Genomic DNA, 15,988 nt, shown 5'->3' with positions numbered 1-15,988 from the left:
ATGATCGAATGGTCGGACACCGACATCATCATGCGCGACACCGCGCGTGAGTTCATCGCCAAGGAGATTCGGCCGCACCTCGAGGAACTCGAGAGCGGAAGCCGGTCACCGTATCCGATCGCGCGAAAGTTGTTCAGCGAGTTCGGCCTCGACGTGATGGCAGCCGAAGCGGTCAAGACGATGCTGGACCGCGAACGGTCCCGAGCCGGGTCCGGTGAGGTGTCCAATACCTCCCGCGGTAACGGGGGTGGGCTGGGTGAGCTCGGGGCCCAGGCGTCGATGGCCGCCGTCCTGATCACCGAATTGGCCTCGGTCAGCATCGGCCTGCTGTCGACGATCGGCGTCAGCCTCGGCTTGGGAGCATCGACGATCATGACGCGCGGCACGCTGGCTCAGAAGGAACGCTGGCTGCCCGAGCTGATGACGATGGAGAAGATCGCGGCCTGGGCGATCACCGAGCCCGACGCCGGGTCGGACGCCTTCGGCGGCATGAAAACCTATGTCCGGCGCGATGGTTCGGACTACCTACTCAACGGTCAGAAGACCTTCATCACCAATGGTCCGGATGCCGACGTCATCGTGGTGTACGCGAAGCTCGATGAGGGTCCTGGCTCCGACGTGGACAAGCGCGACCGGCCAGTGCTCACCTTTGTGCTCGACGCCGGGATGCCGGGGCTCACGCAGGGCAGGCCGTTCAAGAAGATGGGCATGATGTCGTCACCCACCGGGGAATTGTTCTTCGACAATGTCCGCCTCGGCCCTGAGCGGCTGCTCGGTGAGACCGAACAGCACAGCGCGGGTGACGGACGAGATAGTGCCAGAGCGAACTTCGCCGGGGAACGCATCGGGATCGCGTTGATGTCGCTGGGCATCATCAACGAGTGTCACCGGTTGTGCGTCGACTACGCGAAGTCGCGCACGCTCTGGGGCAAGAACATCGGCCAGTTCCAGTTGATCCAGTTGAAGCTGGCACAGATGGAAGTCGCCCGAATCAACGTGCAGAACATGGTGTTCCAGACCTTGGAGTCCCTCGGTGGCGGCCGGTTGCCCTCGCTGGCTGAGGCGTCGGCGATCAAACTCTACTCCTCGCAAGCCGCGACCGAAGTCGCCATGGAGGCCGTGCAGCTCTTCGGCGGCAACGGATACATGGCTGAGTATCACGTGGAAAGGCTTGCCCGCGATGCGAAGTCGTTGATGATCTACGCGGGCAGCAATGAGGTCCAGGTCACCCACATCGCCAAGGGACTGCTCTCGGCATGATCGGTACCGGGACAGGTTGCTACGACGGCGTACGAACCCGAATCCTGTCGGTGGACGGCGACGGACCGCCGATCGTATTGCTGCACGGCTACGCAGACTCCGCCGACACCTGGCGAGCGGTTCTCGGTCAACTCGACGCCGTCGGCCGGCGCGCCATGGCGGTGGACCTTCCCGGGTTCGGGTGGGCCGACCGCCGGCGGCAAGGTCCGCTGCTGCCGCAATTCGATGCCTTCGCCGATGCGCTACTGGACGATCTCGGACCCGCGGTGCTCGTCGGGAACTCGCTGGGCGCCGCGACCGCGATACGGGCGGCCGCCCGCAAACCCGATGCCGTGCATGCGGTCCTCGCGCTCAACGACCCACTCAACGCCCGCCATCTGCCGGCGCGGCTTGCTCGCCGCCGACGGCTACCGGTTCAGGTCTGGCACACCGCGGCGATGCTGCCCATCCCCGACGGGATGCTCCGGTGGGCGGCCGGCAAGGCCGTTCGGCACGTGCTGTACGGCCCTGGGGCGGCCGCCGACCCTGCCGTCGTCGCGCGGTGGCGACGCACCATCGGCGGGCCAGCTGCGCTGGCAAGCCTGGGGCGCTACGCGTTTCAGTATGCGCACGAGACGGCTGCCGGGCACGGCGACCTCCGTATCGCGTGCCCTGCGGTCGTCGCGCATGGGGCCAAAGACCGCATCATTCCCGTCCAGGCCAGCCGGACCTTGCATCAGCAGATCCCCGGCAGCTCGCTTGTCGTGCTGCCGAAATCCGGCCACTGCCCTCAGCTGGACAACCCACACGAGGTTGTCCGACTGATCCTGGGGCTGTCGTGACCACGCAACTGGTGAACACGCTTCGCGCGGTCGCGGTGCTACAGCGCCGGGGAATGATCGACCTGACCGATCCTGCCGGCCTGCTGAGCGCCGCCCGGGCCCTGCGCCACTACGGGTCGTTCGGCGGACTCGTCTCGTACACCGCGGCGCGCTACGCCGATTCGCCCGCACTGACCGATGATCGGGGGACGCTGACTTTCCGCGAACTCGACCAGCTTTCGAACGCGGTCGCGCGAACGCTGCTGGCCCGCCACCCGCGCGGCGAGTGCGCAGTCGGGCTGCTCAATCGCGGTCATCGCGGACTCCTGGTGGCACTTGCGGCCGCGGGAAAGGCCGGCATCCGAACGGTTCTGCTGAACACGGGATTCGCCGGCCCGCAGCTGCACGACGTGTGCGTGCGCGAGCGGGTCCAGATGGTGGTCGCCGACCAGGAGTTCGCCGAGCAGCTCGACGCCTTACCGCACGACGTCGAGGTACTGCTGAACTGGGCCGACGGTTCGCACGGTCACCCGTTGATCGACGACCTGTCCGTGGGGCAGTCGGTGGAACCGCTACCACATCCCAGCCGTCCCGGCGGGCTGGTGCTGCTCACCAGCGGGACGACCGGCACGCCCAAGGGCGCACCGCGAGACAGGATCAACCCGCTGCAGTCGGCGCAGCTCCTCGACCGGGTGCCCTGGCCCGCGAACGGCTGCTACGTGGTGGCGGCACCGCTCTTCCACGCCACCGGATTGGCCACAGCGACAGTCGGATTGGCGTTGGGCAATCGCATCGTGCTGTCCGGGAGGTTCGACCCATTGGCGGCGCTGGACGCTATCGCGCGCCATCGCGCCGACGCCATGGTCCTGGTTCCCACCATGCTCAGCCGCATCCTTGACCTTGGACCCGACGTCATCGGCAGGTACGACACGTCGGCACTGCGGGTGATCTTTGCCGCCGGGTCCACTTTGTCGCCGCGGCTGTGCCGGCGCACGCTGGACACCTTCGGTGACGTGCTCTACAACCTGTACGGCTCGACCGAAGTCGCCACCGCCGCAGTCGCGACGCCCGCCGAGTTGCGGGTCGCGCCGGGTACCGTCGGGCGGCCACCGGTCGGTTGCCGCATCGCCGCGTACGACGCGTATGACCGGCTGATCACCGAACCCGGGCACACCGGCACGCTCTATGTGTCCAGCGGACTGAGCTTTTCGGGCTACACCGACGGCGGCAACAAGAGGGTTCTCGACGGTTTGATGTCCAGTGGCGACACCGGGCATTTCGACGACCGGGGATTGTGGTTCGTCGACGGTCGCGACGACGACATGATCGTCTCCGGAGGAGAGAATGTCTACCCGATCGAGGTGGAGAACCTGCTCATCGAGCATCCGGCGGTGATGGAGGCCGCCGCGGTCGGAACGCCGGACCGCGATTTCGGCCAACGCCTGTGTGTCTTCGTCGTCATCAAGGACAACGCCCAGCTGGACGCCGAGGCCGTCAAGACCTACGTCCGCGACCGGCTGGCCCGCCACAAGGTGCCTCGCGATGTCTACTTCCTCGACGCGTTGCCGCGCAACGAAACCGGCAAAGTGCTCAAGCGGAATCTGTTGAGCAAGGTCGCTGAGTGAGGTCCACTGCAGAATCCGTGACCGAGGTCGTAGCTGCATTGCGGTCTCGACAGCCGGAGTGGGAGGCGCTCTCCGTCAGCGCTCGCGTGCGCTGGCTGTCGAGATACCGGGACTGGTTGTGGGACAATCAGTCCCGACTCGAAGCGCTGCTGATTGCGGAGACGGGGAAGCCTGCGATCGAGGCTGGCCTCGAGATTCCCTACATCGTCCAGGCCATCAACTACCACAGTCGCCGGGCGTCGCGGGTGCTCGCCGACCGCAGGCCACACCCGCACGGCGTGCTGGCGATCACCAAGCGGCAGTTGCTCGTTCAACGCCCCTATCCGGTGGTCGGTGTCATCACGCCGTGGAACTTCCCGCTCGGTCTGTCCCTTCTGGATGCGGTACCGGCGCTGCTGGCGGGATGTTCGGTCGTGGTCAAGCCCTCGGAGCTGACGCCGAAAGCGGTGACAGCCGCGGTCGCCGGCTGGGCTGAGATCGGTGCGCCGTTGGTTCTCGACGTGGTGTGCGGTGACGGCCGCGCAGGCAACGCTGTTGTCGCCCAAGTAGATTTCGTCGCGTTCACCGGTTCGGTGCGGACCGGCCGGGCCGTCGCGAGGGCGGCCGCGGACCGCTTGATCCCGTGCGCCCTCGAGCTTGGCGGCAAGGACGCGATGATCGTCCTCGACGATGCCGACGTGACGCGCGCGGCCAACGCGGCGGTGTGGGGAGCGATGGCCAACTGCGGCCAGATGTGCGTGTCCGTCGAGCGGGTGTACGTCGAATCAGCGATCTACGACGAGTTCGTCTCGCAGGTGACGGCGAAGGTCGTCGCGCTGCGCCCCGGACTCGACGTGGGCCGGTTCACCGATCCGGCTCAGGCCGAGGTCATGCGGCGACATGTGGATGATGCCCTTTCGCGCGGGGCGACCGCGCTTGTGCGGGGTAATGGTGGCGACGGGCCCACGGTGCTGGCGGGCGTCGACCACCACATGCTCTGCATGACCGAGGAAACATTCGGCCCGACGCTGCCTGTGGTGCGGGTCGATGACGAACACGAAGCGGTGCGACTGGCCAACCAATCCCGCTACGGCCTGTCCGCAGTGGTGTTCAGCGGCGACCGACGCCGGGCCGAACGTGTCGCGCGACGCATCGACGCTGGGGCGGTCAACATCAATGACGTCTTCGCGAATCTCTTCACCCTGGCATTGCCACAAGCCGGCTGGAAGGAATCCGGCCTGGGCACGCGCGGCGGCAGTGAAGCGGTATCGAAGTTCTGCAGGCCGCAGGCGATTGTGGCCGCTCGGGTGACGCCCGCCCGAGAGCTCACCTGGTACCCGTACACCCCGCTACGCGGCGCGGCGATGCGCCGTGTTTCGCGGCTGATCGGCGCGCGGGGAATTCGGCGGCGATTCGGCTAGCGGTTCGAGAGAAGGAGGCGGCACATGGCAGCGACAAACCTGAGGGATCGGGTAGTGGTGGTGACCGGAGGAGCCAGGGGTATCGGAGCGGCGACCGCATCGGCATTCGTCCGGGCCGGTGCCAAGGTGGCCATCGGCGATGTCGACGTCGAGCTGGCTGAGCGGACGGCGGCCGAGGTCGGATGTTGGTGGGGCCGGGTCGACGTCACCGACCGGGCCAGCATCTCGTGCTTCCTGGACTCGCTGACCGGTGCTGTCGGCGAGATCGACGTGTTGGTGAACAACGCCGGGATCATGCCGGTGACGCCCCTGGTCGACGAGACGGCCGAGTCGATTCAACGTCAGCTCGCCATCAACGTCGCCGGTGTCATCTACGGAACGCAGCTCGCTGTGGAACGGATGGGTCCGCGAGGCTTCGGGCACGTGGTCAATGTTGCGTCCGCGGCGGGCCGGATGGGCTTCGGGGGAGTGTCGACCTATTCCGCCACGAAGTTCGCGGTAGCGGGTTTCACGGAAGCCATCGCGCTCGAGTCGGCGGCCACCGGTATCGCGTTCACCACCGTGTATCCCGGCATGGTCAGGACGGAGCTGTCCGCCGGTCTCGCCGACCACTGGCTGATGCGGACGTGTGCGCCCGAGGCCGTCGCTGCGGCCGTCGTCGACGCGGTGCGCCGCCGCCGGAGGTCGGTGTACGTGCCGCGTCGGCTCGGCCCGTTGACCACGGTCTACGGCCTGCTGCCGGCCAGTGGGCGAGCCGCGGTGATGGGTCTGCTCGGAGCCGACCACCAGATGCTTGACGGCGACGGTGACATCCGCCGCTCCTACGAGTCCAGGGTGAGCCGGGCGTCCGCGACCTAACCTTTGGGCCAAATCATGCCAAGTTGCTCCCAGTCGGCTCACAGGTGGCTAGGTTGAAGTTTGCCAACCGGGGGATGGAGCCGAGCCGGGGGGCAACGACAGAGGGGATCGCTGCCCCCCGCCTTGGTGTAGGAATTAGGAATTCAGACCCAGGCGGACCAGAAGCGGGTCAGCTGCATGCCGATCATGGCCAGCTGGGCGGGCACCCCGGACAAGTCGAAGAACCAGAACACGATCGAGAAGAACCACTGGTTCAGCGCGGGGGCCCACAGCAGAACGATCAGAATCAAGAACCCGAATTGCTTGGCCGGGGCCACCGCGCGCTGCGTCTCGGGGCTCAGGTGCGGCTCGAGCGCTGCGTAGCCGTCCAGGCCCGGGACCGGCAGCAGGTTCAGCAGCAGCGCGGTGATCTGCAGGAATCCCAGGAACGCGACCGCCGACCAGAACACCGCGTGGCCGGGGTCGGAGAACATCCGGACCGCGGCCAGCAGGACGACGGCGAGCACCAAGTTGGCCGTCGGGCCCGCCAGGCTCACCGCTGTGCGCTGCCGCGGGGTCATGTACTCGGTACGGAGATACACCGCGCCGCCGGGCAGTCCGATGCCGCCGAGCGCGATGAACAGCAGTGGCAAGCCGAGTGACAGGAGCGGGCTGGAGTACTTCAGTGGATTGAGCGTCAGGTAGCCGCGCATCGCGACGTCGTGGTCGCCGAATCGCCAGGCCGTGTAGGCGTGGCCGAACTCATGCAGGCACAGCGAAACCAGCCAGCCGGCGATGACGAAGGTGAATACCCCGACGTGGGCCAACAGCCGCGTGTCGGCCAGCCAGGCCAGCACCCCGCCGGCGACGGTGAACGCGACGATCACCAGGAAGACGGGGCTGGGCCGCACGGACTGGTGCAGCGGACGGATGTTCACCTCACGAAACTACCGGAAAGGCGGCGTGACCTGGGATCACGGCACCCGCAGCCAGCCGGTGGTGTGGCGGTAGAACGCCGATCGCTTCGCTTCCCGGGACAGCTCGACGCCGTCGCGGACGACCCGGGCGCCGGTGGTGCCGAGTTGGACGGCTCTACCGGTCAGCCAGCGACGCGGCCGCATCCGACCGGTCAGCACCGCCGCGCGCAGGCCCGGCATCGACGTGGTCGGCTCGATGCGCACGGCCGTGACCTCGCCGTCGAACAGCAGGTCGTCATCGACGACGGCCTCGCCGTAGATCACCCGGTCCTCGCCGGGGGGAAGCCAGAACGCGGCATCGACGAGCACGCTTCCGGTTTCGTCCCGGATCAGCGGAACGCGTTGCGCCGCGCCGGTTAACGCCTTCCGGGCGCCGCGCCACCGCGATACCCGAGCCACCTCGATGTCGAGTCGTTCGGTGCGCATCAACCGGGTCAGCACGGTTGCCAGATCGGCCGCCGAACCCACCACCACCACCCTCGAGGCCGTCCCCGCGGCGGCGTCGATAGCGGCCGGATCGGGGTCGTCGTGACACGGCAGCGAGGCCAGCGCGCGCGCCAGCCGGCGTCCCCCGAAACGCAACACGGCGATCTCGGTGTTGGTCAACGACACTCCTGGGGGCGCGCTCCGATAGGGTAGGTCACCGGCTGGACAGAATTTATGCAGATCAGCGGGAGATTACGCCATGCCGGCAATCGTCCTCATCGGCGCCCAATGGGGCGACGAGGGCAAAGGTAAAGCCACCGATCTACTCGGTGGGCGCGTGCAGTGGGTAGTGCGCTACCAGGGCGGCAACAACGCCGGGCACACCGTCGTCTTGCCGACCGGCGAGAACTTCGCGCTGCACCTCATCCCTTCGGGCATCCTCACACCGGGCGTGACCAACGTCATCGGCAACGGCGTCGTCGTCGATCCCGGTGTGCTGCTGAAGGAACTCTCGGGCCTGGAAGATCGCGGGGTCGACACCTCGGGGCTGCTGATCTCCGCCGACGCCCACCTGCTGATGCCCTATCACGTGGCCATCGACAAGGTGACCGAGCGCTACATGGGCAGCAAGAAGATCGGCACCACCGGCCGCGGCATCGGCCCGTGCTACCAGGACAAGATCGCCCGGATGGGCATCCGGGTCGCCGACGTCTTGGACCACGACCTGCTGGCCGCCAAGATCGGCGCCTCGCTGGAGCTCAAGAACCAGGTGCTGGTCAAGATCTACAACCGCAAGGCGCTCGATCCCGGCGAGGTCCTCGAGACGCTGCTGGCGCAGGCCGAAGGTTTCACGCACCGCATCGCCGACACCCGGCTGATCCTCAACACCGCGCTGGAAGCCGGTGAGACGGTCCTGTTGGAGGGCTCGCAGGGCACCCTGCTCGACGTCGACCACGGCACCTACCCGTTCGTCACGTCCTCGAACCCGACCTCGGGTGGCGCGGCCGTCGGTTCGGGGATCGGTCCGACCCGCATCACCACGGTGCTCGGCATCCTGAAGGCCTACACCACCCGGGTCGGCTCCGGCCCGTTCCCGACCGAGCTGTTCGACGAGCACGGCGCGTATTTGGCCAAGACCGGCGGCGAGGTCGGGGTGACCACGGGTCGCCCGCGTCGCTGTGGCTGGTTCGATGCGGTCATCGCCCGCTACGCCACCCGGGTCAACGGGATCACCGACTACTTCCTGACCAAGCTCGACGTACTGTCGAGCCTGCAGACCGTGCCGGTCTGCGTCGGTTACACGGTCGACGGCAAGCGCACCAACGAGATGCCGATGACGCAGAGCGATATCGCCCGCGCCGAGCCGATTTACGAAGAGATGCCCGGCTGGTGGGAGGACATCTCAGGAGCCCGCGAGTTCTCCGACCTGCCCGCCAAGGCGCGTGACTACGTGCTCCGCCTGGAAGAGCTTGCCGGAGCGTACGTTTCGTGTATCGGCGTGGGCCCCGGCCGGGATCAGACGATCGTTCGCCGCGACATTCTGGCGGAGCGCGCGTGAGTGATGAACGCGAACTCGATCCCGACTACTACAAGCACGGCGGTTTCCCGAAGTTCGAAGTCGCCCAACCCGGCGAGGGATTCGGCCGGTTCCTGACCGCGATGCGCCGGGCTCAGGACCTGGCCGTGTCGGCCAATCCGGACCCCGATGTCTGGACCGCGGCCGCCGACCGGGTCGAGGAACTGGTCACGCTGCTGGCCCCGTTCGAGGCGGCCGAAGGCGTCGGCCCGGCCAATCGGGTGCCCAGCCTGCCGGGTGCCGGCAGTCTGCTGATGGCGCCGTACCACGTGACCAAGTTCGATTCCGAAGCTGTCGAGTTGACGGTGCGGTTCAGTAGGTTTCACGTCGGTGGCAACTATGCCGTGCACGGCGGGGTGTTGCCGTTGATGTTCGACTCGGTGTTCGGCATGGTCATTCACGCGACCGGGCGGCCGATCAGTCGGACCGCCTTCCTGCACGTCGACTACCGCAACGTCACGCCGATCGACACGGACCTGACGGTGCGGGGTTGGCTGCGGGAAGCCGAGGGCCGCAAGGCCTTCGTCAACGCGGAGCTGCGAGATCCCGACGGGACGCTCTGCGCCGAATCGCACGGTTTGATGGTGCGTCTGCTGCCCGGCCAGCCCTGAATCTGTCACGATAACGACGTGGCCGACTCCGATATTGGCACCAACCGCTCGTCGACACTGAAAACACTCACCACCCCACGGGCGGCTGCAGCGGCCGGCGTGGCGTTCGCGTTGCTGTTCGGCGCCAACATGATTCTGATCCGCTCGTCGCTGCCGGAGGGAGCCCAGCCCGGTTCGCAGTGGCTGGACGCGGCGAGCGGCAAGATGAAGATCGCGGCCATCCTGATGCCGTTCGCGGGGATCAGCTTCCTGTGGTTCATCGGCGTCGTCCGCGATGGCCTGGGCCGGCTGGAAGACCGGTTCTTTTCCACCGTGTTCCTCGGCAGCGGACTGCTGTTCCTGGCGATGATGTTCGTGACGAGCGCGGTCGGCGCAGGCCTGGCCGGCACTAACGGAGCGGTGGGACACGAGCAGCTCGGGCACAGCGAGGTGGCGTTGTTCGGCCAGATGATCGTGCTGGCGTTGTCGAAGACCTATGCGTTGCGGATGGCGGCGGTGTTCATGATCTCGCTGGCGACGATCTGGCTGCGGACCGGTCTGATGCCGCGCTGGCTGGTGTACGTCAGCTACCTGCTTGCGGTGGCATTGCTGATCGCCAGCGACATCAGCATGTGGTTGACGCTGGGCTTCCCGATCTGGGTGCTGGTCGTCAGCCTGCTGTTGCTGTCGCGTGCGGGTGTGTTCGAGGGGCTTCGCGACGAGCACAGGTTGTGAGCTTCACCAGGTCACCGGCAGTGCTCGCAGGCCATAGATGAAATGGAACGGTTTGAATTCGATCTCGTCGAACGGCTGAGCGCATTCTAGGTTCGGAAAGCGCTGCAGCAGTGCGGGAAACGCGATCCGCATTTCCATGCGGGCCAGCGGCGCGCCCAGGCAGTGATGTACACCGTGGCCGAACGCCAAGTGGCTCAGCATGTCTCGCTTGATGTTCAGCACGTCAGGATCGTCGACCAGTGCAGCATCCCGATTGCCGGACACCAGTGCGGCCAGCACCAGACTGCCCGCCGGGATCGCAACCCCGGCGATCTGGACGTCGGCGGTGGTGATCCGCGGAATGCTGCTGTGCACGATGGACAGCCAGCGAAGAAGTTCCTCGACGGCGGGTGCGACCGCATCGGGTTCGTCGCGGACGGCGGCCAGCTGCTCGGGGTGCTGTAGTAGTGCCAGGGTGCCCAGGCTCAGCATGTTCGACGTCGTCTCGTGCCCGGCGAGCAGCAGCAGCGCGGAGACCCCGATCAGCTCGTCGTCGCTGAGCTCGTCGCCGTGCTCTCGCACCAGCATGCCGAGCATGTCCTCGCGGGGCTCGCGGCGAGCGGAGGCCACCAGCGCGCCCATGTATTCGCGGCCGGCCCGGACCAGCTCCAGACGCTCCGGGATCGGGATGGACAGGTCGAGCTGACGGGCGCTGCGCCGCTGGAAATCGTCGCGGTCGGCGTACGGCACCCCGAGCAGCTCGCAGATCACGAGGGAGGGGATGGGCAGGGCAAAGTCGGCCACCAGATCGGCTGGCGGGCCCGCCTGTTCGATCGCGTCGAGGCGCGCGGTGACGATCTCGACGATGCGCGGTTCGAGTGCCCTCATCCTGCGCACGGTGAACTCCCCGGTGAGCATCCGGCGTAGCCGGGCGTGCTGGGGCGGGTCGAGCCCCAGCAGATTGCCCGCCCGCGCGGAGGCCTGCTCGTCCTCGGCGAGCTGCGGCGCGCCCGGCACGACGAAACCCGGTGGCCTGCTGTTGGAGAAGTGCTCGTGGTCGGACAACACCGCCCTGATGTCGTCGTAGCGGGTGATCAAGTACACCTGCATGCCGAAAGCGTTGACGGCGGTGACCACACCGCTGCCATCGCGGATATCGCGTAGTTCCGGTGTGGGGTCGAACCCGTTGCGCCGCATATGCAGTGGCGGCAGCGCGGGAGCATGTGTCATGCTCCAACGTTACGCGCCCTGCGGGGGACGTTACGCGCCCTGCGGGGGACGTTACGCGCCCTCGCGGGGGTCGATCTCGGAGCGGGTGAACGCCGGCCACCAGATCGCCGGCCCGATCAGGGTGAACAGCGCGGGGATGACGACGGTGCGCACGACGAAGGTGTCCAGCAGGATGCCCAGGCCGACGATGATGCCCAGCTGGGTCATCACGATCAGCGGCAGCACGCCGAGCACGGTGAACACCGCCGCCAGCACGATGCCGGCGCTGGTGATGACTGCGCCGGTTGCCGACACCGCCCGCACGATCCCGCCGCGGGTGCCGAACTCCTGCGTCTCCTCGCGGGCACGGGTCACCAGGAAGATGGTGTAGTCCACCCCAAGTGCGACCAGGAACAGGAACGCGAACAGCGGAGTGGTGTTGTCCAGCGCCGGAAATCCGAGCACGTGGACGCTGACCCAGCCGCCCAGCCCCAGGGCGGCCATCGAGGACAGCACGGTGGCCGCCACCAGGACCACCGGGGCGAGCGCGGCCCGAAGCAGGACATAGAGCACCGCGAGCACCACGATCAGGATGGCGGGGATCACCACCCAGCGGTCGCGGACCGCTGCGTTCCCGGAGTCGAGGGCCTGCGCGTCCGAACCGCCCACCAATCCGCCGGGGTCCACCTTGTGCACTGAATCACGAAGGGCGGCAATGGTATCGAAGGCAGCTGCCGACGCCGGTTCGGCATTTATCACAACCTGCCATTGGGTCAGTCCGGTGTCGGACCGGCCCGCCGGGTTGGCCGATACGACGCCGGGGGTGGCCAGGATCGCCTGGTCGACGGCGGTGCTCTTGTCGGTGCTGGCGATCACCCGGGTCGGATCGGTGAGACCGCTGGGGAAGTGCGCGGACAGCGTCCGGTAGCCGGCCACCGAGTCCGCGCTCACCCGAAACTGGTCGATCTGGTTGAGCCCCACCGGAGTTGCCAGCAGGCCGGTGGCCAGGACCACCAGCACCGCGGTGGCCGCGACGGTGACCCGACCGGCATGACGCGAGACCCAGTCCGCGACCCGGTGCCAGAACCCGGCGTCGGCGATCTCCTCGGTACCGGCACGAGGAATGAAGGGCCAGAACAACTTCGGACCGAACAACGCCAGCAGCGGCGGCAGCGCCAGCAGCACGAATACGGCGGCGACCAGCAGCCCCGATGCGGCCTGTACCCCGAGGCTGCGGGTACTGGGCGACGATGCGAACAGCAGCGTCAGCAGGGCCAGCACCACGGTGGCGTTGCTGGCCGCGATCGCCGGACCGGCGAACCGGACCGCGGTGCTCAGCGCCCGGCGGTGGTTGCTGGTGTGGCGCAGTTCTTCTCGGTAGCGCGAGATCAGCAGCAGCGCATAGTTGGTGCCTGCGCCGAATACCAGCACGCTGGTGATGCCAGATGTCGAGCCGTCGGCGGCCAGGCCGGTCGCGTCGGCGATGGCCGAGCCCAAGACCGCGGCCACCCGATCGGCGAACGCGATGACCAGCAGCGGCACCAGCCACAGCACCGGCGAACGGTAGGTGACGATCAGCAGCAGCGCGACCACCGCGCCGGTGACGGCCAGCAGGGTGATGTTGGCCCCGGCGAACGCGTTTGCGATGTCGGCGCCGAATGCCGGCCCGCCGGTGACGTTGACCGTCAGGTCGGCCGGCAAGCCCGTCTTGGCGGCGTCTCGCAGCCCCTGGACTTCGTCGCTGAGCGCGAAACCGGACAGCGTCGCCGCGATCGGCACGGGAGCGAGCGCGGCCTTGCCGTCATCCGAGGAGGTGACCGGGATGGGCGGGCCGCCGACGCCGGTCGCGGCGACCATGCGGCCTCGCGCCGCTTCGGCTGCGGCCAGATCGCCCGGCGTGAGCGTCGCTCCGTCGGTGCGGGTGACGACGAGGATGACCGGGGCCGACTCGCCGCCGGGAAACTCCTTGAGCAGCGCGGCCGCCTTGGCCGACTCGGCACTCGGCGGCAGCGACACCGGCGACTGCTCTGCCGAACTGCCCTGGCCGATGGCGCCCAACAGGCCGCCGCCGATCACCGCGAGGATCAACGCCAGCAGCCAGGACCGTGGGTTGCTGACGAGATCGCCGATGCGCTCCCACGACGAACGCGTGGACTCGAGTCCTCGGTGCATCCCTCCAACATAGCTTCAATTTCTTAACAGTTCATCTACTTAACAGACATCCTGGCGGGATGGATGACGCCGGTCGGGCCGAGCTTGAGTCGGCCGTGATCGCCGACGTTCAGGCATTGTCGGCCGAATCCGACCAGATCGGCCGGGCGTTCGCGGGCGTCCACCAGCTCTCGGCAAATGACTTCCGAGCACTGGTGCACATCATGGTCGCGGAGAACGCCGGCACCCCGCTGACGGCGGGGGAACTGCGGTCCAGGATGGGGATGTCCGGTGCCGCGATCACCTATCTCGTCGAGCGGATGATCGAATCGGGGCATTTGCGCCGGGACACCGACCCGGCGGACCGCCGCAAGGTGATCCTGCGCTATGCCGACCACGGTATCGAAGTGGGCCGCGCATTCTTCACCCCGCTGGCCAACCACACCCACCGCGTCCTGGCTGATCTGCCTGACGACGATCTGGCTGCCGCGCACCGGGTGTTCACCGCCGTCCTTGCGGCGATGACGGCCTTCCAGGCCGACCTGAACTGAAACCTCGGCGTTTTGGAGAACTCGGCTGCGGACTTCGCCCAGCGTAAGTAAAGATATTGCAGGCGAACGGTTCTTGGGGGTTCAGGTGGTTGCCCGCACCGGTCGCCGATGGTCGATTGTGAAACGGGATCGGGGAACGGGCAATGAGTCGAACCAGACAACTGTGCGTGGGTGTTGCGGCCGCGGGCCTCTTCGGCCTCGGGTCAACCGTCGTGACGGCGGTCGCCTATGCCGATACGGGCAACGCCGACGGCGGTTCGTCGGCGAGCTCGGCCAGGGCCGGCTCGCCCAGCGCGGGTCCGAAAGCCCGTAGTCGTCCGCAGACGGAAACTCGGCGCGCCACAAGCACCGTCAGCCGGCCCGTGGCGTCGGCCTCGCGCAAACCTGCGGCGGCAGTCCGCACGACCGTGAAAACACCAGCGGCAGAAGCTCTCTCCTTGGCGCTGTCGACGCTCGGCATCACCCCTGTCGCAGCGGCGTCAGGGTCCTCGACGGTGTCGCCGGCGGTCGGCAACAGTCGCCGCGGTGTGGTGATGACCGCAACCGCGTCGGCCGCCGCGGGCAACGGAGGTTCGGTCAGCACCCTGGGGGTCAGCACCCCCACCCATGTCCTGGTGATCGGAATCGACGGCACGAACCTCAGCGCGATCCTGTCCGACCCCAAGAACGTCAACCTGCAAGCCCTGATGACCGGTGGCACCACCGCCGCGTCGACCATGGTCGGGCACATCACGATGTCCAATCCCTCGTGGACGGGGATCTTGACGGGCGTGTGGAGTGAGAAGACGGGTCTGTTCAACAACGTGTTCACGCCCTGGACGTATGACAAGTGGCCGACGATCTTCAATCAGCTCGAGGCCTACGACCGGAACATCGAGACCATTGCGATCGCGGACTGGGAGAACATCGCCCAGATCGCCGGGGCGGGTTCGATCCCGGCCGACGTGATCAAGTTCTTCCCGAAGTACAACAACAGCTGGCTGGACACCGACGACCTGGTGGGCCAGGCATCCGTCGACGCCATCAACGGCACCACCGCGGGGGTCTCCAGTTTCAATTTCACCTACTTCGTCGGGGTCGACGACACCGGGCACGAGTCCGACGCCGGTTCGCAGCAGTACAAGGAAGCGCTGAACAACGTCGACGAGAACGTCGGCGAGATCATGAAGGCGGTCAACGATTGGAATATCGCCCACCCCGACGAGAAGTGGACGGTGCTCGTCACCACCGATCACGGTCAGGTGCCGTGGCCGACCATCCGACTTGGCTCCGATATGCGGGCACACGGCTTCCAAACACCTTGGGAAACAACGACTTTCGTGATTGCCAACGGGACGGGCTTCGAGCCGGGGGCGATCAACAACACCTATTCCAACATCGACATCACGCCAACGGTGGCCTCGCTGTTCGGCCTGACACCCGCGTCCTATTCGGCCGGCAAGCCGCTGATGGACCTCGCCGGAAGTGACTACAAGCCCGTTACCCCCGGCTTCGACGGGATCAACCAAGCGCTCACCGATGCGATAGCGATGTACGGCTATCCCGATGTCGTCACCACTGTGGCTTTGGACCTCCGAACGATCGTCGGGTTCGTCCCCTACTTCGTGTACAGCGTGTTCAACGGACTCACCGCTGACATGACGGGGCCGCTCAAGCTGCCGATCCAGTTCCTCGGCGCGGTGCTCTACCAAGCGGTCAACATCCCGGCGCAGATCATCGCGCGGCTGACCGGGGTGACCGGCAACCAGATCATCCCGCCGGACCTGTGGCCCTACACGACGGTGCCGGGCGTGCAGCCCTTGCCGCCCGCGACTGCGGTGCCGAGCACGGAGGCCATCGCCGTCTGAGGGACTGTCGGCACGTCCTGGTTAA

General features: G+C 67.1%; 15 protein-coding genes. 10 read left to right on the top strand and 5 right to left on the bottom strand.

What is annotated here, in order from left to right; all coding sequences use genetic code 11:
- Genes HPC46_RS01450 through HPC46_RS01430 form a run of 5 tightly spaced genes read left to right on the top strand, consistent with a single transcriptional unit; the run spans window position 1 to window position 5,943 of the window.
- A complete protein-coding gene (locus HPC46_RS01450; RefSeq protein ID WP_179466421.1) occupies window positions 1–1,260 on the top strand; it encodes an acyl-CoA dehydrogenase family protein in 1,260 nt (419 codons plus the stop codon).
- Window positions 1,257–2,081, top strand: coding sequence for an alpha/beta fold hydrolase (locus HPC46_RS01445; RefSeq protein ID WP_179466420.1), 825 nt, complete (start codon window positions 1,257–1,259; stop codon window positions 2,079–2,081). Before HPC46_RS01450 ends, HPC46_RS01445 begins: the two co-directional genes overlap by 4 nt.
- Window positions 2,078–3,685: an AMP-binding protein gene (locus HPC46_RS01440; protein ID WP_179466419.1), complete on the top strand. Its 1,608-nt coding sequence runs from the start codon at window positions 2,078–2,080 to the stop codon at window positions 3,683–3,685. The genes HPC46_RS01445 and HPC46_RS01440 overlap by 4 nt, the downstream gene beginning before the upstream one ends.
- Window positions 3,682–5,085 (top strand): aldehyde dehydrogenase family protein, encoded by a 1,404-nt coding sequence (locus tag HPC46_RS01435; protein WP_179466418.1) that lies wholly within the window; start codon window positions 3,682–3,684, stop codon window positions 5,083–5,085. Before HPC46_RS01440 ends, HPC46_RS01435 begins: the two co-directional genes overlap by 4 nt.
- Before the next feature lie 24 nt (window positions 5,086–5,109).
- Complete coding sequence (locus HPC46_RS01430; protein WP_179466417.1) at window positions 5,110–5,943, top strand: SDR family NAD(P)-dependent oxidoreductase; 834 nt, start codon at window positions 5,110–5,112, stop codon at window positions 5,941–5,943.
- 143 nt (window positions 5,944–6,086) lie between these two features.
- Here the strand turns inward: HPC46_RS01430 and HPC46_RS01425 are convergent, their stop codons facing one another.
- Both HPC46_RS01425 and HPC46_RS01420 read right to left on the bottom strand, forming a co-directional pair.
- The gene (locus HPC46_RS01425; protein WP_179466416.1) at window positions 6,087–6,860 is read right to left on the bottom strand and encodes a site-2 protease family protein; all 774 of its coding nucleotides are present in this window, start codon (window positions 6,858–6,860) and stop codon (window positions 6,087–6,089) included.
- A 36-nt stretch (window positions 6,861–6,896) separates the two neighbouring features.
- Window positions 6,897–7,505: a peptidase M50 gene (locus tag HPC46_RS01420; protein ID WP_179466415.1), complete on the bottom strand. Its 609-nt coding sequence runs from the start codon at window positions 7,503–7,505 to the stop codon at window positions 6,897–6,899.
- A gap of 79 nt (window positions 7,506–7,584) precedes the next feature.
- Here HPC46_RS01420 and HPC46_RS01415 point away from each other — a divergent pair, with 79 nt between their 5' ends.
- The 3 genes from HPC46_RS01415 to HPC46_RS01405 are packed head-to-tail and all read left to right on the top strand — an operon-like array spanning window position 7,585 to window position 10,226.
- The gene (locus HPC46_RS01415) at window positions 7,585–8,883 is read left to right on the top strand and encodes an adenylosuccinate synthase (protein WP_179466414.1); all 1,299 of its coding nucleotides are present in this window, start codon (window positions 7,585–7,587) and stop codon (window positions 8,881–8,883) included.
- Window positions 8,880–9,512: a PaaI family thioesterase gene (locus HPC46_RS01410; RefSeq protein WP_179466413.1), complete on the top strand. Its 633-nt coding sequence runs from the start codon at window positions 8,880–8,882 to the stop codon at window positions 9,510–9,512. Before HPC46_RS01415 ends, HPC46_RS01410 begins: the two co-directional genes overlap by 4 nt.
- 18 nt (window positions 9,513–9,530) lie before the next feature.
- Window positions 9,531–10,226 (top strand): hypothetical protein, encoded by a 696-nt coding sequence (locus HPC46_RS01405; RefSeq protein WP_179466412.1) that lies wholly within the window; start codon window positions 9,531–9,533, stop codon window positions 10,224–10,226.
- A 3-nt stretch (window positions 10,227–10,229) separates the two neighbouring features.
- On the opposite strand, the gene HPC46_RS01400 is transcribed toward HPC46_RS01405, so the two are convergent.
- Window positions 10,230–11,435: a cytochrome P450 gene (locus tag HPC46_RS01400; RefSeq protein ID WP_179466411.1), complete on the bottom strand. Its 1,206-nt coding sequence runs from the start codon at window positions 11,433–11,435 to the stop codon at window positions 10,230–10,232.
- Between the two features lie 51 nt (window positions 11,436–11,486).
- Window positions 11,487–13,586 carry an MMPL family transporter gene (locus tag HPC46_RS01395; protein ID WP_179466410.1) on the bottom strand — a complete coding sequence of 700 codons (2,100 nt, stop codon included), beginning with the start codon at window positions 13,584–13,586 and terminating at the stop codon, window positions 11,487–11,489.
- 59 nt (window positions 13,587–13,645) lie between these two features.
- Here HPC46_RS01395 and HPC46_RS01390 point away from each other — a divergent pair, with 59 nt between their 5' ends.
- Entirely contained in the window at window positions 13,646–14,116 is a 471-nt protein-coding gene (locus HPC46_RS01390; protein ID WP_179466409.1) for a MarR family winged helix-turn-helix transcriptional regulator, read from the top strand.
- Window positions 14,117–14,342: 226 nt separating this feature from the next.
- Here HPC46_RS01390 and HPC46_RS01385 read toward each other — a convergent pair whose 3' ends face one another.
- Window positions 14,343–14,681, bottom strand: coding sequence for a hypothetical protein (locus HPC46_RS01385; RefSeq protein ID WP_179466408.1), 339 nt, complete (start codon window positions 14,679–14,681; stop codon window positions 14,343–14,345).
- Here HPC46_RS01385 and HPC46_RS01380 point away from each other — a divergent pair.
- Entirely contained in the window at window positions 14,650–15,963 is a 1,314-nt protein-coding gene (locus HPC46_RS01380; protein ID WP_179466407.1) for an alkaline phosphatase family protein, read from the top strand. The two genes, HPC46_RS01385 and HPC46_RS01380, sit on opposite strands and share 32 nt — an antisense overlap.
- Window positions 15,964–15,988 lie beyond the last annotated feature (25 nt).

Source organism: Mycolicibacterium vinylchloridicum (assembly GCF_013404075.1).
Classification (GTDB): domain Bacteria; phylum Actinomycetota; class Actinomycetes; order Mycobacteriales; family Mycobacteriaceae; genus Mycobacterium; species Mycobacterium vinylchloridicum.
The sequence above is the reverse complement of the archived record's forward strand: the minus strand, read 5'-3'. Positions and strand labels throughout refer to the sequence as shown.

Bases quoted from the DNA above. Each gene is read 5' to 3' on its own strand.
- HPC46_RS01395 (WP_179466410.1), bottom strand. From the start codon at position 13,586: ATGCACCGAGGACTCGAGTCCACGCGTTCGTCGTGGGAGCGCATCGGC.
- HPC46_RS01380 (WP_179466407.1), top strand. From the start codon at position 14,650: ATGACCGCAACCGCGTCGGCCGCCGCGGGCAACGGAGGTTCGGTCAGC.
- HPC46_RS01445 (WP_179466420.1), top strand. From the start codon at position 1,257: ATGATCGGTACCGGGACAGGTTGCTACGACGGCGTACGAACCCGAATC.
- HPC46_RS01400 (WP_179466411.1), bottom strand. From the start codon at position 11,435: ATGACACATGCTCCCGCGCTGCCGCCACTGCATATGCGGCGCAACGGG.
- HPC46_RS01430 (WP_179466417.1), top strand. From the start codon at position 5,110: ATGGCAGCGACAAACCTGAGGGATCGGGTAGTGGTGGTGACCGGAGGA.
- HPC46_RS01415 (WP_179466414.1), top strand. From the start codon at position 7,585: ATGCCGGCAATCGTCCTCATCGGCGCCCAATGGGGCGACGAGGGCAAA.
- HPC46_RS01450 (WP_179466421.1), top strand. From the start codon at position 1: ATGATCGAATGGTCGGACACCGACATCATCATGCGCGACACCGCGCGT.
- HPC46_RS01390 (WP_179466409.1), top strand. From the start codon at position 13,646: ATGGATGACGCCGGTCGGGCCGAGCTTGAGTCGGCCGTGATCGCCGAC.